Origin of the sequence: Lacticaseibacillus kribbianus, from assembly GCF_020180945.1 — a bacterium.
In the GTDB taxonomy this organism is placed as follows: Bacteria; Bacillota; Bacilli; order Lactobacillales; family Lactobacillaceae; genus Lacticaseibacillus; species Lacticaseibacillus kribbianus.
In genome coordinates, this window is record NZ_JAIPUL010000001.1 from 574,625 (window position 1) to 593,815 (window position 19,191).

The following is a 19,191-nucleotide window of genomic DNA, read 5'->3' on the forward strand; positions in this document are numbered from 1 at the left end:
TGCGTCAGTTCCGCCATCATGCCCGGCGTGCCAGCTGCAGCACGGTCATCAGGTGGAAAAAGTCGTTGTCGTCGGCCCACTCGGCCCATGGCACCAGCTGAATGTTGGCCAGCGCGTCCTCGCCGTAATGGGCGGCAAGCATGGTTGTGTCGCTCAGCCCGCTGATGATGAGGTCCGGCCGCTCGGTGGCCGCCGGGTCGAGCACACGCACGAAGTCGAGCCCGGTCAGAAACTGAAGCAGGTCACGGCTGACGAAGGTGCCGGGCTCGACGAACACCGCAACTGTCAGCAGGTGGTCGGCGTTGAGCCCCGGGAAATCGGGGGCGATGATGCGGTACAGGTCGCGGTGCATCGCCTGGTAGTAGGGCCGAAAGAGGCCCGCCGGGTCGCCCGGCGTCAGCCCGGTGAAGAAGCGTTGAATCAGCCGTGGCAGGGCGCCGTTTTCCGCGCGGTCCCCGAGGTCGGGCATGAAGTCCAGCCGCTTGGCGAACGCGCCGTCGGTCACGTAGCTCGACAGTGCCATGCGGTGCAGGTTGACGGCCAAAACGGCGTGGCAGGACGGCGCCGCCTCGCGCATGGTCGGGTTGGTGGCGTCGATCAGGGCGGTCATCAGCCCGCCGGCGAAGCGATTGATCGCGTGGTCGCCCACGGCAAAGGCGGCCATAATCCGCTCCTGAATCGGCGTAACCGTCGCGTTGAAGGACAGGAAGTGCACGCGACAGAAGTAGTAGAAGTCCCGCTCGGCCGCAAGTGTCGGTGAATCGAGTGCGGGAAAAGTCGCCGGGGTATAAATCAGGGGCGCAAGCGTCATGCCGGCGTCGCCGATGATGCCCTGAAAGCGGCGGTTGACCGCGATCGGGTGGCCGCTTGCTAGGCGCAGGCGCTGGATTGCCAGCACCATCAGGTCGAGCTTGGTCGGCTGGGCGGACGCGTCGAACCAGCGCGAGTCCGCGGCGTTGCAAGCGTCCAGGTCGGCCACCGCCTGGCGGTACGCGGCGGTTGAGAAGGGCCACCCCACGCCGCGGTAGGCCATCTGGTAGAAGGTGAGAATGAGCAGCCGAATTCGCAGCTCCGAGCCCTCCAGCCGCCAGGTGGTCGGGTTGAGCGTCACGCCGGCCTGCGCCATGTAGGCGCGAAACGGCGCGATGCGGCGCCGCAGCGTCGGCAGGCTGACCCCGCTGTCTTGGCAAAAGGCGTGAGCGTCGAAGCCCGGCACGGTGAACAGCCGGTCGAAAAAGGCGTAGGCGACCGTGTCCGACAGCAGGTGGAAGCGGTACGTGTCCACCGACACGGCCGCCCCGACGTCGGCGAAGTCCGCCTCGTTGAGGTCGGCCATCGTGCGGTGCTGCATCAGCTGAAGCGAGACCATGATGTCTTGAAAGGCGTTGTAGGTCTGCGAGTAGCTGAGCCGGCTTTCGCGCGCCAGCCGGTTGATGGTGAAGTTCGTGGCCTCAAGCGCCTTCAGGTAGCGAAACACCCGGTAGTTCGTGCTGGCCCGCTTATCAAAAAAGTTATCCTCGAACACGCCGCGCACCTCCGTTGAAATTGCTTATAGTATAACATAAACGCACGGCGCACCAACCCCGTTCGGTGCGCGGAAAGGACCCGTCATGCCCACAATCACCAGCATCAGCGCCCAGAAGCGGCCCGGCCGCTATAACATTTTTCTCGACGGCCAGTACGCCTTTCCCGTCAGCGAAACCACGCTGATCCAGTTCATGCTGGCCAAGGGGATGGTGGTGGACGAAAAGCTCGAGGCGGCGATCAAGGCCGCGGAGGTCGACGCCGCCGCCAACAGCCTGGCGCTGGACTTTCTCAGCCACCAGATGCGCACCGTCGCCGAGGTCCGGCGCCGGCTGAAGAAGGAGGAGCTGCCGGAGTCCGCCATCGCGCCGGTGATTGAGCGCCTGGTCGACCTGAACTACCTGGACGACGCCAAGTTCGCGCGGGCCTTCCTGCACGACAACGCGCTGATGGGCAGCCGCGGCCCCAAGCTCGTCGCCTCGGCCCTGGCGCAAAAGGGCGTGCCGCAGCCGCTGATTCAGGCCGCCATCGCCGAGGTGCCCGAAGCGGACTGGGCGACAGTCGCGACGCGCGTGGCGGAGAAGGCGGCGCGGCAGACCCAGCGCAAGCCCCTGAACGACCGGCGCCAAAAGATTCGCCTAGCCCTGATGCAAAAGGGCTTCGATCAAGACCAGAGCAGCGCGGCGCTGGCTGGACTTGACCTGACCCGCGACACCGCGCTTGAGGCCACGACGCTTGAGGCCGCGGCGGCCAAGCAGTGGCGCCTCAAGCGGCGGTATGAGGGCTACGACCGCCGCAACCGCGTGCGCCAGGCGCTGTTTCGCCAGGGCTTCGAGCTCGACGCAATCGATGCGGCGGTGGCGGCGCTTGAGGAGGCGGACGCCAACGCCTGAGCGCGTGTCCCGGTTTCATGAGGGCGATGCCAGGCGTCCCGGGGTCGGTGCACCGGCCCCGTTTTGCGCGGCCGCGAATTTTTGTTATACTGAACTCAGAATAAGTGAAAGCTGGTTGACTATGCGGATCCCCAAGGAAGGCGACTACATCGCGATTCAAAGCTACAAGCACCCGGGGCTGTTGCACCGCACGTGGCGCGACACCATGGTGCTCAAGACCTCCGAGGACGCCTTGATCGGCTGCAACGACCACACGCTGGTCACCGAGTCCGACGGCCGCCGCTGGCTGACGCGGGAGCCGGCCATCGTGTACTTCCACAAGCACTACTGGTTCAACGTGATCGCGATGATTCGCGAGGGCGGCGTGTCCTACTACTGCAACCTCGCAAGCCCCGCGACCCTGGACCAGGAGGCGCTGAAGTACATCGACTACGACCTGGACGTCAAGGTCTTCCCGGACGGGGAAAAACGCCTGCTGGACGTCGATGAGTACGAGGCCCACCGGCGCAAGTGGCAGTACCCGACCACCACGGACCGCATCCTGAAGGCCAACGTGCGCGTTTTGGTCGACTGGATCAACCACGGCAAGGGCCCGTTCTCTCAGGCCTACATCGACCTTTGGTACAACCGTTACTTACAGCTATCCCACCGGGTCTGACCCACTCCGGCAGGGAAAGGAGACACCATGACAGCACTATTGAATCAAACCCCGGCAAAGTTCATCGGCAAGGTCTACACGGTGGTCGACAGCGACCAGATGGGAACCTTTTACCCCTGCTGGACCGAGTTCGAAGACAACCACTGGTTCGCGCCGCTGGACGCCTTGACCGACACGCCCAACCGTAGCTACATGGTGATCTTCTCGCCGTACGGCCAGTTTCAGTACTGGATCGGCAGCATTCTGCCCGACGACGCGGTGGCGCCTGAGGGGTTTGAGTGCTTCCAGATGCCGGCCGGCACCATCGGCCAGACCGAAGCCAAGGCGTCGGGCATCCTGAACCAGCTGCCGGTGCAGACCAGCTTCAACAAGGGTCTGGAGATGCTTGAAAAGGCCGGCTTCCCGCTGCCCGCGCACATCGGCCAGACCACGCACCCGTACTACTTCGAGCGCTACGACCTCACAGACGGCCAGGTGTCGTCGGTTCAGTACAAGCTCTACATCAACCTCGACGAGCTCGAGGGCTACGACGAGTTCGACTAGACGGCCGCTTGGCGGTCACGACAAAGGGGGACAATCCGACTCGGCTCGGATTGTCCCCCTTTGTCGATTATAGCGTCAGCTGCATCTCGCGGTGGTGGATCCCCGCCTCGATGAACTCCGGACGCACGGTCGGCTGGTAGCCCAGCCGCATGTACAAGCCGATGGCCTGCACCTGGGCGCCAAGCCTAAGCGCGGTTGCGCCGTGCGCAGTCGCAAACTCCGCGAGGTGGGCCAGCAGGGCCTCGCCGACGCCGTGGTGGCGGTAGGGCCGAAGCACGGCGACGCGCTGCACGTGGTAGCCGTAGTCCTCGGGCAACAGCCGCGCGGTGGCCAGCGCCAGCCCGTTCTCGTAGGCGACGAAGTGAATGGCGCGGGCCTCGTCTGCGTCGACCTCCAAGTCGGCGGGCACGTGCTGCTCTTCCACAAAGACGGTCTGCCGGATCGCCAGGGCGTCCTGGTAGGTGGTCGAGTGCAGGTCGCGGGTGACATTAAATTCCATATTGGGTCACATCTTTCGTTATTTTCTCAAAGTTAGCTGCTATTATAACATTGCGGCCACCCGGTGGCACCAAAGGAGGAGAGAGAATGTTCGAAAAACTGCGCCGCTCCAAGCTGATGTACTGGTCCCTTGAGGCGCTGATCGTCGCGCTGCTCCTGATTGCGCTGTCGCACCTGAGCTTTCTGGTCACGCCGGTCGCCGCGTTCTTCTCGACCTTGATGGTGCCCCTGATCGCCGCGGGCTTTCTTTACTACCTGTTCAACCCGCTGATCAAGCTGTTGATGCGGCTGCACCTGCCGCGCGGCGGGGCGATCGCGTTGGTGTTCGTTGCGGTCCTTGCGGGGGCCGTGCTGATCGTCGCCGCCATCATCCCCAACCTGATCAGCCAGGTGACGGCCCTGATCACCGGGCTGCCGGACTTTTTGGAGACGGTGCGCGCGTTCGTCCACCGGCTGGCGCGCTACTCTTGGTACCAGCAGTTCGACGTCGAGGCCGTGGTGGCCAAGCTCAAGGTGCAGCCGAGCAAGCTGTTGAACACGGTGCTCGGCAGCTTCTCCAGCGGACTGCCCGGCCTGATCGGCAGCGTCGCGTCGGTGGTGGTCAACGTGATCACCGTGCCGGTGATGCTGTTTTACATGCTCAAGGACGGGGAGCGCCTGGTGCCGGCGGTGCAAAAGCTGCTGCCGGACCGCTACGCCGACGAAATCGCGACGGTGTTCACGCGCATGGGGGAGACCCTGTCGCACTACATCGCCGGCCAGGCCATCGAGTGCCTCTTCGTCGGCACCTTCACGTTCATCGGCTACCTGATCATCGGCCTGCCCTACGCCTTTTTGCTCGGCTTCATCGCCGGGGTCTTCACCATCATTCCTTACCTTGGCCCGTACCTGGGCATCGCCCCGGCGCTGGCCGTCGCGGCGGCGTCCGGCTGGGGTAAGGTCGTGCTGGTGGTGGTCGTGGTGCTGATCGTGCAGCAGACCGACGGCAACCTGATCTACCCCAACGTGATCGGCCGGCGCCTGGCGATTCACCCGCTGACCATCATCGTGCTGCTGCTGCTCGCCGGCAACCTGTACGGCATCATGGGCACGATTTTGGCCGTGCCGGTGTACGCGGTGGCCAAGACCCTGGTCACCTACGCGCTGGAGCTCTACCGCTTCCACCGCGAGCAGCAAAAAACGGCGCTGATTGCGCCCCGGCGCTTCCGCCGTCCTTGAATTCGGGCGGTTGCCTTGCTATACTCAATGAAAATTCCCAAAGGATGTGTGTACGATGGACAGTGGTCCTGCCAGTCTGTGGCCCCAGCTGGGGCTGATCGCGTTGCTAACGGTGCTCAACGCCTGCTTTGCCGCGTCGGAAATCGCGGTGGTGTCGCTTTCAAGAAGCCGCGTGGCCGCGCAGTCCAAGGCCGGCGACCGGAAGGCTGCTAAGCTTTTGGCCATTCTGGCCGACTCGACGAACTTCCTGGCGACGATTCAGGTCGGCATCACCTTCGCCGGCTTCCTGTCGTCCGCCCAGGCGGCGACCACCATCGCCGCCCGCCTCGCGCCGCTTCTGCCGGTGCCAGGGGCGCGCGAGCTTTCGGTGGTGCTGGTCACGATTCTGCTGTCCTACGTCTCCCTGGTGTTCGGCGAGCTGTACCCCAAGCGCCTGGCGCTGGCGCGGACCGAGCAGGTGGCCAAGGCCGCCGTCGGCCCGATCGGGGTGCTGAGCCTGTTGATGCGGCCGTTCGTCTGGCTGCTGGCCGCGTCGACCAACCTGCTGATGCGCCTGACCCCGCTGCGGGTGAGCGAAGACGAGAACCAGGTCACCCGCGACGAGATGGTGTCGGTGACCGAGTCCGGCAAGCAGAGCGGGGCGATTGACGCCGACGAGTACGAGATGCTCGAGGGCATCATCGGCCTCAACGAGAAGCTGGCCAGCTCCGTCATGGTGCCGCGCATCGACGCGTTCATGGTGTCCGCAGACATTCCGGATCAGGCTGCGATCGACGCGATTTTGGCCAATATCTACTCGCGCATCCCCGTCTACCGCGGGGAAAAGGACAACGTAATCGGCGTCGTGCACATCAAGAACCTGCTGAAGGAGGCGCGGCGCGTCGGTTTTGCGAACGTGCGGCTGGAGGACGTGATGACCAAGCCCCTGTTCGTGCCCGAAACCATCGCGGTGCCGGCCTTGCTTTTGACCATGCGCGAGCGCCAGCAGCAGATGGCGGTGCTTCTGGACGAGTACGGCGGGGTGGTCGGGCTGGTCACCATTGAGGACCTGATCGAGGAGATCGTCGGCGACATCGACGACGAGTCCGATTCGGCCACCGTGATGGTCACTCGGCTTGCCGAGGGCGAGTTCCTCGTCTCCGGGCGCATGACGCTCAACGACTTCAACGACTACTTCGACCGCACGCTCAAGGAGCCGGACGTCGACACCGTCGCGGGCCTTGTGATCACCCGCCTCGGCGCGCTGCCGACCAACGCGAAACCCGAGCGCTTGGACCTCGGGCAGGGGATGACGCTGACCACCGGCCAGATGGCGGGGCCGCGGCTGGTCGACGTGCGGGTGCACATCGCCGCCGCTCCGGTTGAAGACGGCGAGTAGCCCGCAACCGACCGGGACACCCCGCAAGGCGGCGCGCCAAAGTATTTCGGCGCGCCCCTAGCCACGCAGGCGTTCATTCATTATAATTGAACAATAGACAGCCCTTGCAGTCGCAGGGGTTTTTTGCACGGAGGAGACGCGGATGTAGATCAGGGGCCGGTAACCGACGCTTCGCACCACGAAAGGAATTACAATGAAACCACAAGAATTAAAGGACGCCGTCGCCAAGCGGCGCACCTTCGCGATCATCTCGCACCCGGACGCCGGGAAAACCACCATCACTGAGCAGCTGCTGCTGTTCGGCGGCGTGATCCGCGAGGCGGGGACCGTCAAGGCCAAGAAAACCGGCCACTTCGCCAAGTCCGACTGGATGGCGATCGAAAAGCAGCGCGGCATCTCCGTCACCAGCTCAGTGATGCAGTTCGGCTTCCACGGCAAGCGCATCAACATCCTCGACACCCCCGGGCACGAGGACTTCTCCGAGGACACGTACCGCACCCTGATGGCCGTCGACGCGGCGGTCATGGTGATCGACTCCGCCAAGGGGATCGAGGCCCAGACCAAAAAGCTGTTCAAGGTCGTCAAGAAGCGCGGCATTCCGATCTTCACCTTCATGAACAAGCTGGACCGCGACGGCCGCGAGCCGCTGGACCTGATTGCCGAGCTCGAGGAGCTGTTGGGCATCGAGGGCTACGCGATGAACTGGCCGATTGGCATGGGCAAGGGCCTGGTCGGGCTGTACGACCGCGTCGACTCGCGCATCGAGCTCTACCGCGAAAACGAGGCCGGCGAGCGCTACCTGCCGCTGACGGACGGCAAGCTCGACCCAAGCGAGCCCTTAGTCAACGAGTCCATCTACCAGGACACGCTGGGCGACATCGAGCTGCTCAACGACGCGGGCAACCAGTTCGACCTCAAGAAGGTGATGAAGGGGGACCAGACGCCGGTGTTCTTTGGCTCCGCGCTGACCAATTTTGGCGTCGAGACCTTCCTGAACCACTTCGTCGACCTGGCGCCCGAGCCCGGGGCCCACGTGCTGCAAGACGGGCGGGAGCTTGCGCCGACGGATCCGGCCTTCTCCGGGTTCGTCTTCAAGATTCAGGCCAACATGAACCCGAACCACCGCGACCGCATCGCCTTTGTCCGCATCGGGGCCGGTGAGTTCGACCGCGGCATGGACGTCACGCTCCAGCGCACCGGCAAGCCGCTGCGCCTGAACAACGCGACCGAGTTCATGTCGGACGCCCGCGAGCAGGTCGCCACCGCGGTGGCCGGCGACATCGTCGGGCTGTACGACACCGGCAACTTCCAGATCGGCGACACCATCTACGCCGGCAAGGAACCTGTCGAGTACGAGGCGCTGCCGCAGTTCACGCCGGAGCTGTTCATGCGCGTGACCGCCAAGAACGTCATGAAGCAAAAATCCTTCCACAAGGGGATGCAGCAGCTGGTGCAGGAAGGCGCCGTGCAGCTGTACCGGACCCTGGCGACCGGCGAGTACATCCTCGGTGCGGTCGGCCAGCTGCAGTTCGAGGTCTTCAAGTTCCGGATGCTCAACGAGTACAACTCCGAGGTCGTGATGACCCCGATCGGCAGCCGCGTCGCGCGCTGGATCGACCCGAGCCAGCTGGACGAGCGGATGTCGAGCTCCCGCAACCTGCTGGTCAAGGACGTCCACGACCAGCCGCTCTTCCTCTTTGAGAACCAGTACGCCATGCGCTGGTTCGCCGACAAGTACCCGGACGTCACGCTAACCGCCAAGCTGTAAGCAGAAAGGAAGCCAACCATGACTGAAAACCAAAACGATGAGAACACGCGCTCCGTTCACGCCATCACCAACGACGACCTGCTCGCCAAGTGGCGCTCGTTTTCCCTGGACAACACCGAGGACAACATGAGCGAGTTTCTCGAGGAGCTGATCGAGCGTGCCACGCTGTTGATGGTGGTGATGTCCGACGACCCGCTTGAGATCGCGCCGAACGGGGATACCACGGTGCCAAACGACGCCGAGCTCCAGTTCCCGCTTCTGACCACCACTAAGGACGAGAAGATTCAGCCGCTGTTCACCGACTGGCTGTCCGTCAACCAGATGTACGACAACTGGAACGCCAACGGCCTGGAGGAGAACGTGGCGAAGTCCGCGGTCATCCCGGTCGGCTTCCTCGACATCGCGTCCTTGATCACCGACAACTCCGACGTCGCCGGGCTTGTGATCAACCCGTTCGATGACAACATCAACTTCGACCGCGAGGCACTGGCCGACCTCGGTGCCCAGGCCAACGCGCGCAAGGAACACCCGGACCAGGCTCAGGTGGCCGTGTCCGAGCCAAGCACCGTACCGGCCGGCCTGTGGCTGGCGGTTGAGACCGAGCTGGCCGACCACCAGGAGATCAAGCGCGCCTGGCTGCGGCAGCTGGACTTCGCCGATCAGTCGCACCTGCTTTTGATCATCGACGCTCCGGACCAGTCTGAGGACGCGACGCAGGCGCTGATCGATGCGCTCAACGCCGTGGCCGTCGGGGTTCTCGGTGAGGACGCGGCGATGGGCATGACTGCCGCCCCGCTGGACGACGACTCCACTCAGCTGGTCGAGGGCGGCAAGCCCGCCTACCAGGCCTAATCAGGACAAAGAACCCCACCGGAAAAATTTATCCGGTGGGGTTTTCTTTGCGTGGGCGGCGCTACTCGGCGTAGCGCGCCAGGATGTAGCTGTCATCTTGCAGGCGCAGCCAGGCGCTGCCGTTCTCCGCGGTGACCGAGGCGATCACCATCACCCGCGTGCCGGGAGCCAGGCGCAGCGGCAGGACGGCGCCGTAGGGTTCGGCCCATTGGGTGACCCCGTTGGCCCCGCCGACGATGGTGGCGGCGCGGCGGTCTGGCGTGGTGGTGAACGCGAAGCGCGCGTCCGGCTCGGGTGCAGCGGACGCCGCCAGCCGGAACGGGTCGGCGCTTTGCGGGCGCGTGTCTTCGGCCGTCAGCCACTGGGCGCCGCCGATGTTCAGCCAGACCTGGCCCGAGTGCTCCCGTGCTAGCGCGAATACGCGCCAGAAGGTGTGCGCCGGTAGGTCCGTGGCCAGCGGCTGGTTGAAGTCTGGCGCGGCGAATGTCGCCTTGGCCGCCAGAAGCTCGACGAAGGCGGCGGCGGGCGGGGTGCCCGGGGTTAGCCGCGCGAGGTTGTAGGTGAAGGTCAGGCGCTGGCTGGTCACGGCGAAGTGCCCGGTCTGCTCGGCTTGGTCTGCGTGGTCGGCCAGCTCCGGCAGGGCGCGGGCGGTGAAGTCGGCGTTGAGCTTGCCGATTAACACCTCGGGCGGGGCCAGCAGCCGCCCCCCGGACTCGCGGTGGTAGACCAGAACCGGCGCGGCGACGCGCGGCTCGTAGAGGTAGGTGATGGTGCGCGGCGCGTCCGGGAAGGTTGCGGTGAAGCCGACGATCTCGGTCAGCACATAGCCCTCAATCAGCGGCACGCTCACGCCAAGCGGCCCGCCAATCGGTCCGGCCAGGCTGAGTGGGGCCTGCAGTGGCTGGCCGGCACGCGTGCAGAAGCGCACGGACACTCGCACGCGCGGCGCGGTGGGCCCGGTGACGGCGGGCTCGCGCGGCGTCACCGTTGCAGGCACCGCGACCGCCGGATCCGCCGGTCTGACGGTGCGGCGCTCCGGTTGCTTGTGTTCGGTTGGGTCGAACCGTGGTGCCTGCGTCGGCGCCTTGACCGGCTGCGGGCGCAGCCAGGCGCGAAGTTTGGCGAATAATCCCATGAAGGTCTCCTTGATACAACAAACGCCGGCGTAGGCCGGCGTTGCTTAGTTACTGGTCGTCAGCGTGACCTCGGCGAGCTTGTCGCCACGAATCACGGTCACGTCCTTGAAGGCGACGCCGCAGAGCTTCTCGAGCGCAAAGGCGATTTCGGCGTCCTTGATGTTGCGGGAATCGCTTGTGAACAGCAGCTCGTTGTGTGTCGGGGCCTTGGTGAAAATGACCGTCACGTTGCCCAGTGAGAAGACCTTGATGAAGGTCGCATCGGTGTGGGCCAGCTGCTGCGTAACCAAGTGCGGGTAGCTATTGGTAATATCAATCAAGCGCATATTGTGTGCCCCCGTTCTTCTATCTGCTTAAATTATATAAGATTTCACGCTGGAATTCCACAAACGACGGCGAATCCGGTGGGTTTTCTGGAACCCAGGGCGCAGCCGGGCGCATTTCGGCGGGCGGGTAGCGCCAGACCGGAAGTTGGGGCGGTCTATGCCCCGAGTTCCGGTATAAGCTAGACGCGCCGCCGCTGCCCGGCGTAGCCCGACGATGATCAGGGCGCAGCCGGGAGCATTTCGGCGGGCGAGTCGCGTTTGCTGGATGCCTGCGGCGATTGGCTTACGCCCGGTCCTCGGGCGCGACCTCGCGGATCACGCGGCACGGGACGCCTGCCGCCATCACGTTGGCCGGGACGTCGTGGGTGACGACGCTGCCGGCGCCAATCACGGTGTTGCGGCCGATGGTGACGCCGGGCAGCACCTTGACGCCGGTGCCCAGCCACACGTTGTCTGCGATGGTGATCGGGCGGGTGTACTCCAGACCCTGGATGCGCTCCGGCACGTTTTGCGAGTGCAGCTCGGTGATCAGGGCGCAGTCCGGCGCGATGAAGACGTTGTCGCCGATGGTGATGCGGCCGCTGTCCATCAGGCGCCCGTTGACGTTCATGAAGAAGTTGTCCCCGACGGTGGTGTTGCTGCCGTACGTGGTGAACAGTGGCTGCTCAATCACGCAGCCCTTGCCGACGCCGCCGAGCAGGTCGGCAAGCGCGGCCGCGCGCTCGCTGCGCTGCAGCGGGTGGAGGTGGTTGTAATCGTACAGCTTCTGAATCGTGACGTCGCGCTCTGCGGTCAGCGCGGCGTCGCCCGGCTGGTACAGCTGGCCGGCAAGCGATTTTTCCTTCTCTGACATGGTGAATCGACCTCCTTATCGGGTTCACTTCCATTGTCCCATGCTGCCGCGGGCCGGGCAAGGAAGGCCGAGTCAAGAAGTTGGGCGCCAGTGGTATACCAAGTCACTAGTTAGGTTGACAAACTAGTGCGGCGGCGGTAGACTGCACTAGTCAGGATGACTAACTAGGAGGCACAATGAAACAGACACAGTTGCTGCACGGCGTGCTTGAGGGCTGCGTCCTGGCGATTCTCGCCAAGACCCCGACGTACGGCTACGCGCTGATGCAGGCGCTTCACGATTACGGCTTCACCTCCATTGCCGGTGGCACGCTTTACCCGCTTCTGGCCAAGCTGGAGGCGAGCGGGGACCTAGTCGGGTCGCAGCGCGAGTCGCCGGACGGCCCCGCCCGCAAGTACTTCGCGCTGACGGCCCAGGGTGAGGCGCGGCTTTTCGCCTTTGAGGCGGAGTGGGCGCAGTTCGGCGCCCAGGTGGCCCGGGTGCTGGCCGATGCGGCCCAACAGGAGGAAAATAATGACCAATGATGAGACCGAGGCGCAGCTCGACGCGCTTCAAAACGGCATGACCGAAGCCGACCGCGGATGGTTCGGTCGGGTGCGGCTTGAGATGCAGGTGATGGGCTGGACGCGCAACCGGGCGGCCGTGCTCGCCCAGCTCGTGGCGATGGCGCAGGACCTGCGCGATGCGGAGGCGGCGGGCGGCACGGCGGCCGAGTACTTCGGCCAAGACCCGCGGGGCATGGTCAAGGCGATTCTCCGGGAGCTTTCGCCGCTGCCCTGGCCCACGTTCCTGCGCGGCGGGCTTTCCGTGTGCGGGCTGGGGTGGCTGATCGTTGTGATCGGCGCGGCCGGGCGCCAGCCCGGCCTTGCCCTGCACCTGGTGGCGGTGGCGGGCGTGGTTGCCGCAACGGCGCTTGCGATGAGCCTGACCGCGCGCTGGACGGTCGCCATCGCCTTCGCCAAGCGCCCGGGGTGGTGGGGCTGGCTTGCGGCGCTCGCCGCGCTTTGGGCGGCCTGGGCCGCGGTCACCATCGCGCTGGCGGTTGGCCAGCCCGGACCGGCCATTTCCGTGCCGGCGCCGTGGGACTGGGGGTTGATCGCCGTTAGCTTCGTGGCGGCCTTCGCCTGGGTGGCGCGCTGGACGGTGCGGGCCCGCGCGGTTGGGGTCATGGTGCCGACGCTTTTGATGCTTGCGCTGTTTGCCGCCAACGCACTGGTGCGGCAGTACTACCAGGACAGCGGCACGTCCATGACGCAGGCGCAGGCCGGCTGGCTTGTGGCCATCATGGTCCCGCTTGTCCTCGGCTACTTCGTCTGGAGCGCCTGGCTGATCGTCCACCAGCGGCGGGCGGGCAAGCACCGTTGAGGTCGGGTGCCGTCGTGGGCTGACGCCTGCGCTGCCACCACGCGGCTTGCAGACGCAAAAAATCCCGCCAACCGAATGCTCGGTTGGCGGGGTTTTTGTCGTGGTGCGGGGCTAAGCGGTGGCCTCGGAAATGGTGATGTCGCCGTTGCTGATGCGCGCCTCGAGGGCCTTGGCCTGCGGGTGATCGAGGTAGAAGTCCGCGACGCGGTCCTCGATCTGCTCCTGGATCACGCGGCGCAGCGGCCGCGCGCCCATCGCGGGGTCGTAGCCCAGGGTGACCAGCTTCTCCTTGACCGGGTCGGTGACGTGAATCGTCAGGCCCTGGTCGTGGATGTTGGCGTTGGTCTGGTCGATCATGAGGGACACAATCTTGAGCAGGGCGTCCTTGTCCAGCGGCTTGAACTCGATGATGTCATCGAAACGGTTGAGGAACTCGGGCTTGAAGTAGTTGCCCAGCTGCCCCAGCACGCTCTTGGTGGTCCCGGAAAGGGAGGCGCCGAAGCCGACGTTAGCCTCGGCATCCGTCGAGCCGGCGTTGGAGGTCATGATGATGATGGTGTCCTTGAAGGAAACGGTGCGGCCCTGGCTGTCGGTCAGGCGGCCGTCGTCCAGAATCTGCAGGAACATGTTCATCACGTCCGGGTGCGCCTTTTCGATTTCGTCCAGCAGAATCAGGCTGTACGGGTTGCGCCGCACCTGCTCGGTCAGCTGGCCGGCCTCCTCGTAGCCGACGTAGCCCGGAGGGGAACCGATGAGCTTGGACACGCTGAACTTTTCCATGTACTCCGACATGTCGAAGCGAATCATCGCCTCCTGGGAGCCGAAGAGCTCCTTAGCCAGCTGCTTGGCCAGCTCGGTTTTGCCGACACCGGTGGGGCCGACGAACAGGAAGCTGCCGATCGGGCGACCGGTCTTGTTGAAGCCGATGCGGTTGCGGCGGATGGCGCGGGCGACCTTGTCGACCGCCTGATCCTGGCCGATCACGTTGGCCTCGAGGTGCGCGGCGAGGTCCTTGAGTTGCTGGGCCTCCTGGTTGCGCAGCTCGCCGACCGGGATGTTGGTCTTCTGCTCGACGATGCGCTCCATGTCCTTGTCGGTCACGGTCGGGGTGTCGGCGTTGGCGTCTTGCTTCTGCTGATCCTGCATCTTCTGGAGCTTGGTGACCTGGTCGCGGTAAAACGCGGCCTTTTCGTAGTCCTCCTGCTTCAGGGCGGCCTGCTTTTGCTTCTCGGCGTCGTCAATCTTGGCCTGCACGGTCTTCGGGTCGGCGACGGTGATGGTCAGGTTCTTGCGCGAGCCGGCCTCGTCCAAAAGGTCGATGGCCTTGTCGGGCAGGAAGCGGTCCTGGATGTAGCGGTTGGAGAGGGTGACGGCGGCCTGGATGGCCTCTGGGGTGTAGCGCACGTGGTGGTAGTCCTCGTAGCGCTTTTGGATGCCCTCGAGAATCTTGACGGTTTCCGCCTCGGTCGGCTCGTCGACGGTGACGGGCTGCAGGCGGCGGGCCAGGGCGCTGTCTTTTTCAATCTGGCGGTACTCGTTGTTGGTGGTGGCACCGACCAGCTGCATCTCGCCGCGCGCAAGCGCCGGCTTGATCACGTTGCCGGCGTCCATACCGCCCTCGGCGTTGCCGGCGCCGACGATTTCGTGGATCTCGTCGATGAACAGGATGATGTTCGGGTTCTTCTTGAGCTCGGTCAACAGCTGCTGCATGCGCTGCTCGAACTGCCCGCGGATGCCGGTACCCTGAACCAGCGACACGACGTCGAGCTGGACGACCTGGCGATCCTGAAGCTTCGCCGGCACGTCGCCGTTGGCAATCTTGAGGGCCAGGCCCTCGACCACCGCGGTTTTACCCACGCCGGCCTCGCCGATCAAAACGGGGTTATTCTTGGTGCGCCGGTTCAGGATCTCGATCACCCGCGCGATTTCGGCGTCGCGGCCGATGACAGGATCGATCTCGCCGTTCTTGGCCTTGTCGGTCAGGTTGACGCCGAACTGGGCCAAAACCCCGTTGTTGCCGTTGCCGCGGTTGTTGCCGCCGCGGCCGGCCTGGGTCGGTGGGGTCTGGGCGTCTGGCTGGCCCTGCTGTGGTTGACCCTGGCCCTGGCTCATCGCCTTGAACAGGTCGTCCAAGCTGTTGAAGCCGAACGGGTCGTTACTTGCATTGGTTGGATTCATAGAACCTCCTGCTTGCGCCTTCAGCTGCTGGTAGCAGCTTTGGCACAGGTTGATCTCTTGGCGTTGACCATTCACGCTGGTGTACAGGTGGATGGTCGCTGGATTTTGATGACAGTTCTCACATAGCATCGCGATCACGACCTTTCTTTGTGGGGGGGGACGCCCCCTTGTCAAAAAAGATTTGACCTTTCTTGACCAAGGACTAGTATACAACAGTCGGCAGGATTTGCAAGCACTCTAACTTGGAGAGTGCTAAAAATTTCGGCGAAACCCTTTTCTTATCGGTTTTGATTGCGGTTTCAGCCGCTTAATGCTAGCATATTCTTGTACGTCAAAGCGCGTCAACTGCAAAGGCTGGCGCCACAAAGGAGGCAGGCGAATGGCACCGGACTATCAGCAGATGATGGATGACCTACGCGCTGGCAAGCGAAGCGAGATCGAGGTAACCCCGGAGACGTTCGGCGCGTTTCGCGCCGTTTGGACCGATTACCCGAACCGCGACGAAATCGTGGGCCAGGCCAAGCGCGGCGGTAACATCGTCTACCATTACAAATCCGGGTCGGGAGATTAAAAAGCGACTTCAGACTTGCCGTGAAAACGGAATGATGGTAAGGTTTACAAGAGATAGAATTGTCCATTCTATTCGGAACTGATTATTTATGCGAAGGAGCAGATTACTCATGGAAAAACGCGAATTTAATGTCATTGCAGAAACAGGGATCCACGCCCGCCCAGCAACCCTGCTGGTTCAGGCAGCAAGCAAGTTCAACTCCGACATCAACCTCGAATACAAGGGGAAGAGCGTCAACTTGAAGTCCATCATGGGCGTGATGTCCCTCGGCGTTGGCCAGGGTGCCAACGTGACCATCTCTGCTGAAGGTGCCGACGAAGCCGACGCCATCAACGCCATCGAAGAAACGATGAAAAAGGAAGGTCTGTCTGACTAATGACAAAGCAACTCAAAGGGATCGCTGCTAGTGACGGCATCGCGACTGCGAAGGCCTACATGTTAGTGCAACCCGATTTGTCATTTTCTCAGTCTACAATTGACGATCCAGAAAAAGAAATCGACCGTTTGCACGACGCACTGGACCAAAGTAACGGCGAGCTGAAGATCATCCGCGACAAGGCGGCGGAATCTTTGGGTGAAGAAGAGGCGCAAGTCTTCGACGCACACATGATGATTCTGGCAGATCCGGAGTTCACCGGCGCGATCGAATCCAAGATCAAAGACGACAAGGTCAATGCCGAAACCGCACTGAAGTCGGTTTCCGATATGTTCATCGCCACCTTCGAGGCGATGGAAGACAACCCGTACATGCAGGAGCGTGCCGCGGACATCCGCGACGTCGCCACGCGCATCTTGGCGCACCTGCTTGGTCGCCCGCTGCCGAACCCGGCATTGATCGACTCCGAGGTCATCGTGGTTGCCCACGACTTGACCCCGTCCGACACTGCTCAGCTGAACAAGAAGTACGTCAAGGCGTTCGTCACCGATATCGGTGGGCGCACGGCGCACTCCGCCATCATGGCCCGCTCCCTTGAAATCCCAGCCGTCGTTGGGACCCAAGAGATCACGACCAGCGTCACGGAGGGCCAGCTGCTCACCGTCGACGGCCTGACCGGCGACATCACCATCGACCCGACGGAAGACCAGGTTGCGGCATCCGAGAAGGAAGCCAAGGCCTACGCCGACCAGAAGGCCGAATGGGCGCTGCTCAAGACCGCCAAGTCCGTGACCGCCGATGGCAAGCACTTCGACATCGCCGCCAACATCGGAACGCCGAAGGACCTCGATGGGGTCCTGGCTAACGGTGCCGAGGCGATCGGCCTGTACCGCACTGAGTTCCTCTACATGGACTCCGCAGAGCTCCCGACGGAAGACGATCAGTTCGAGGCCTACAAGAAGGTCCTCGAGACGATGAATCCGAAGCCGGTGGTTGTGCGCACCATGGACATCGGGGGCGACAAGCACCTGCCGTACCTGCCGCTGCCAGAGGAGCAAAACCCGTTCCTGGGCTACCGTGCGATCCGCATCTCGCTTGATAAGCAGGACATTTTCCGCACCCAGCTGCGCGCCTTGCTGCGCGCCTCTGCGTTCGGTGAACTGCGCATCATGTTCCCGATGATCGCCACCATTCAGGAATTCGAAGCCGCCAAGGCCGTCTTCCTGGAAGAAAAGGCCAAGCTTGTGGCCGACGGCGTTAAGGTCTCCGACACCATCCAACTCGGGATGATGATCGAGATTCCGGCCGCCGCCGTCCTCGCCGACCAATTCGCCAAGCACGTCGACTTCTTCTCCATCGGCACCAACGACCTGATCCAATACACCATGGCCGCTGACCGCGGGAACGAGCACGTGTCCTACCTGTACCAGCCGTACAACCCGTCCATCCTGCGCCTGATCAAGAACGTCATTGACGCGGCGCACAAGGAAGGCAAGTGGGCCGGCATGTGTGGGGAAGCCGCCGGTGACCCGATCATGGTCCCAATCCTTCTCGGGATGGGCCTTGACGAGTACTCGATGTCTGCGACCTCCGTTTTGAAGATCCGCAGCCTGATGAAGCGGCTGTCCACCGCGGACATGGCAGAGCTTGCCGACAAGGCGCTCAACGACTCCATCTCCAACGACGACAACAAAAAGCTGGTCGAAGCCTACACCAAGTAGGGTGAGACCGAGAGAAGAGCCCGGAGACGGGCTCTTTTTTTGTCCAGGGCGAAGAAGCGCGCACTTAGCGGGACGGGTTGCTTAGCTGGGGTGGTTGGGCCGCACTTTGGCCCGGGCACCCCAGCGTAGCAAGCCGCTCCCGCGTTGCGCTTCGCAGCCCGACGATGTCCAGGGCAAAGAAGCGCGCACTTAGGGCACCGGGCAGCGTAAGGGCAACACTTGCGCTGTCCTTTGGCCGGGCGCTGACTTGGCATCATGTGGCCGTTGGCCATCCTGCGCCCGCCCGAAAGCGTTTGACAGCGCATACACAGCGGGCTACACTGAATTGGTGGGGTCGGCCGCAAGTTGTGCCGACCAATTAGACGCAGGAGGCTACAGACATGGAATTAGCAGTCATTGATATCGGCGGGACCTCAATCAAGTTCGCGCGCTGGGACGGCACAACGCTTCAGGATCGGCACGCGGCGGGGACGCCGGCCGACCTCGAGGGGTTCTACGCGCTTTTGACCACGGAGGTCGCGCACATGAAGGCCCGCGGGCCGCTCGCCGGCGTCGCGATTTCCTCCCCGGGCGCAGTGAACCAGGCCACCGGGGTGATTGAAGGGGCCAGCGCCCTGCCGTACATCCACAACTTCGAGATCGTGCCGGAGCTTGAGCGCCGCTTCGGCCTGAAGGTCGCCATTGAAAACGACGCGAACTGTGCGGCCCTGGCAGAGGTCGACACCGGTGCCGCCGCTGGCAAGTCGCGCGTGGCCGTGCTGGTTTTGGGCACCGGCGTCGGCGGCGCCATCATCGCCGACGGCCACGTGGAGCATGGGCACCACCTGCTCGGCGGTGAGTTCGGCTACATGATGCAAAACGGCCGCACCCTCAGCGAGCAGGGCACCGCGGTCTCCGTCGGCAAGGCCTACCGCGAGGCGAGCGGCGAGAACGTCTCGGGCAAGGACGTCTTCGACCGCGCCGACGACGGCGACAAGCTGGCCGTTGAGCTGACCGAGGCCCTGTACCAGAGCCTGGCCGAGGCAATCTTCAACCTGCAGTACAGCTACGACCCCGAGCTCTTTCTGGTCGGCGGCGGCATCTCGCGCAACCCGGCACTGCTGCCGGGAATCCGCCGCCACATCGAGCAGGTGATGGCCTACGTCAAGATCGCGGATGTGACGCCGCAGGTCGAAAGCTGCAAGTACCTGGAGGCGGCCAACCTGATGGGCGCGATCGCCAATTTCAAGCAGCGTTACGCGGACTAACCGCACCGAGCCGAGCAATCGGCTCTTTTTTTTGCCTTCGTCGAGTGTCAGGACACACGGCCACGTCAATATTACCGTTTTTAAAC

At 63.6% G+C, this 19,191-nt stretch carries 19 protein-coding genes; 13 read left to right on the top strand and 6 right to left on the bottom strand.

The genetic code is table 11. The features are described 5' to 3' along the window. Positions 1-16 precede the first annotated feature (16 nt). The gene (locus LE416_RS02685; RefSeq protein WP_225046951.1) at positions 17-1,525 is read right to left on the bottom strand and encodes a helix-turn-helix domain-containing protein; all 1,509 of its coding nucleotides are present in this window, start codon (positions 1,523-1,525) and stop codon (positions 17-19) included. A gap of 85 nt (positions 1,526-1,610) precedes the next feature. Here LE416_RS02685 and recX point away from each other — a divergent pair, with 85 nt between their 5' ends. From recX to LE416_RS02700, 3 genes are all read left to right on the top strand, one after another. After that, entirely contained in the window at positions 1,611-2,417 is an 807-nt protein-coding gene (recX, locus tag LE416_RS02690; protein WP_225046952.1) for a recombination regulator RecX, read from the top strand. Between the two features lie 121 nt (positions 2,418-2,538). Beyond that, positions 2,539-3,075 (top strand): nucleoside tri-diphosphate phosphatase, encoded by a 537-nt coding sequence (gene ntdP / locus LE416_RS02695; protein WP_225047826.1) that lies wholly within the window; start codon positions 2,539-2,541, stop codon positions 3,073-3,075. Between the two features lie 27 nt (positions 3,076-3,102). Beyond that, positions 3,103-3,618: a hypothetical protein gene (locus tag LE416_RS02700; RefSeq protein WP_225046953.1), complete on the top strand. Its 516-nt coding sequence runs from the start codon at positions 3,103-3,105 to the stop codon at positions 3,616-3,618. 67 nt (positions 3,619-3,685) lie between these two features. Here LE416_RS02700 and LE416_RS02705 read toward each other — a convergent pair whose 3' ends face one another. Then, on the bottom strand, positions 3,686-4,117 hold the full coding sequence (locus tag LE416_RS02705) for a GNAT family N-acetyltransferase (RefSeq protein WP_225046954.1): 432 nt from the start codon (positions 4,115-4,117) through the stop codon (positions 3,686-3,688). A gap of 86 nt (positions 4,118-4,203) precedes the next feature. On the opposite strand from LE416_RS02705, the gene LE416_RS02710 reads away from it, so the two are divergent. The 4 genes from LE416_RS02710 to LE416_RS02725 all read left to right on the top strand — a co-directional run bounded on the left by LE416_RS02710 (position 4,204) and on the right by LE416_RS02725 (position 9,332). After that, positions 4,204-5,334, top strand: a complete 1,131-nt coding sequence (locus tag LE416_RS02710) for an AI-2E family transporter (protein WP_225046955.1) — start codon at positions 4,204-4,206, stop codon at positions 5,332-5,334. Positions 5,335-5,389: 55 nt separating this feature from the next. Next, on the top strand, positions 5,390-6,712 hold the full coding sequence (locus tag LE416_RS02715; RefSeq protein ID WP_225046956.1) for a hemolysin family protein: 1,323 nt from the start codon (positions 5,390-5,392) through the stop codon (positions 6,710-6,712). A gap of 193 nt (positions 6,713-6,905) precedes the next feature. Next, the gene (locus tag LE416_RS02720) at positions 6,906-8,480 is read left to right on the top strand and encodes a peptide chain release factor 3 (protein ID WP_225046957.1); all 1,575 of its coding nucleotides are present in this window, start codon (positions 6,906-6,908) and stop codon (positions 8,478-8,480) included. 18 nt (positions 8,481-8,498) lie between these two features. After that, on the top strand, positions 8,499-9,332 hold the full coding sequence (locus LE416_RS02725) for an enhanced serine sensitivity protein SseB C-terminal domain-containing protein (protein WP_225046958.1): 834 nt from the start codon (positions 8,499-8,501) through the stop codon (positions 9,330-9,332). Between the two features lie 61 nt (positions 9,333-9,393). On the opposite strand, the gene LE416_RS02730 is transcribed toward LE416_RS02725, so the two are convergent. The 3 genes from LE416_RS02730 to LE416_RS02740 form a co-directional block, all read right to left on the bottom strand. Further along, a complete protein-coding gene (locus tag LE416_RS02730; RefSeq protein WP_225046959.1) occupies positions 9,394-10,467 on the bottom strand; it encodes a MucBP domain-containing protein in 1,074 nt (357 codons plus the stop codon). A gap of 45 nt (positions 10,468-10,512) precedes the next feature. Next, complete coding sequence (locus tag LE416_RS02735; protein ID WP_225046960.1) at positions 10,513-10,794, bottom strand: DUF1827 family protein; 282 nt, start codon at positions 10,792-10,794, stop codon at positions 10,513-10,515. Between the two features lie 283 nt (positions 10,795-11,077). Beyond that, entirely contained in the window at positions 11,078-11,647 is a 570-nt protein-coding gene (locus LE416_RS02740) for a sugar O-acetyltransferase (RefSeq protein ID WP_225046961.1), read from the bottom strand. Positions 11,648-11,823: 176 nt separating this feature from the next. Between LE416_RS02740 and LE416_RS02745 the strand changes: the two genes are divergently transcribed. Continuing rightward, positions 11,824-12,171, top strand: coding sequence for a PadR family transcriptional regulator (locus LE416_RS02745; RefSeq protein ID WP_225046962.1), 348 nt, complete (start codon positions 11,824-11,826; stop codon positions 12,169-12,171). After that, positions 12,161-13,012 carry a hypothetical protein gene (locus LE416_RS02750; RefSeq protein WP_225046963.1) on the top strand — a complete coding sequence of 284 codons (852 nt, stop codon included), beginning with the start codon at positions 12,161-12,163 and terminating at the stop codon, positions 13,010-13,012. Before LE416_RS02745 ends, LE416_RS02750 begins: the two co-directional genes overlap by 11 nt. 111 nt (positions 13,013-13,123) lie before the next feature. Here LE416_RS02750 and LE416_RS02755 read toward each other — a convergent pair whose 3' ends face one another. Continuing rightward, on the bottom strand, positions 13,124-15,319 hold the full coding sequence (locus LE416_RS02755; RefSeq protein WP_225046964.1) for an ATP-dependent Clp protease ATP-binding subunit: 2,196 nt from the start codon (positions 15,317-15,319) through the stop codon (positions 13,124-13,126). Between the two features lie 250 nt (positions 15,320-15,569). Here LE416_RS02755 and LE416_RS02760 point away from each other — a divergent pair, with 250 nt between their 5' ends. The 4 genes from LE416_RS02760 to LE416_RS02775 all read left to right on the top strand — a co-directional run bounded on the left by LE416_RS02760 (position 15,570) and on the right by LE416_RS02775 (position 19,105). After that, a complete protein-coding gene (locus tag LE416_RS02760) occupies positions 15,570-15,761 on the top strand; it encodes a hypothetical protein (protein WP_225046965.1) in 192 nt (63 codons plus the stop codon). Positions 15,762-15,870: 109 nt separating this feature from the next. After that, positions 15,871-16,137 carry a phosphocarrier protein HPr gene (locus tag LE416_RS02765; RefSeq protein ID WP_225046966.1) on the top strand — a complete coding sequence of 89 codons (267 nt, stop codon included), beginning with the start codon at positions 15,871-15,873 and terminating at the stop codon, positions 16,135-16,137. Then, positions 16,137-17,858, top strand: a complete 1,722-nt coding sequence (gene ptsP / locus LE416_RS02770) for a phosphoenolpyruvate--protein phosphotransferase (protein WP_225046967.1) — start codon at positions 16,137-16,139, stop codon at positions 17,856-17,858. The genes LE416_RS02765 and ptsP overlap by 1 nt, the downstream gene beginning before the upstream one ends. Before the next feature lie 380 nt (positions 17,859-18,238). Then, entirely contained in the window at positions 18,239-19,105 is an 867-nt protein-coding gene (locus LE416_RS02775; protein ID WP_225046968.1) for an ROK family protein, read from the top strand. Positions 19,106-19,191 lie beyond the last annotated feature (86 nt).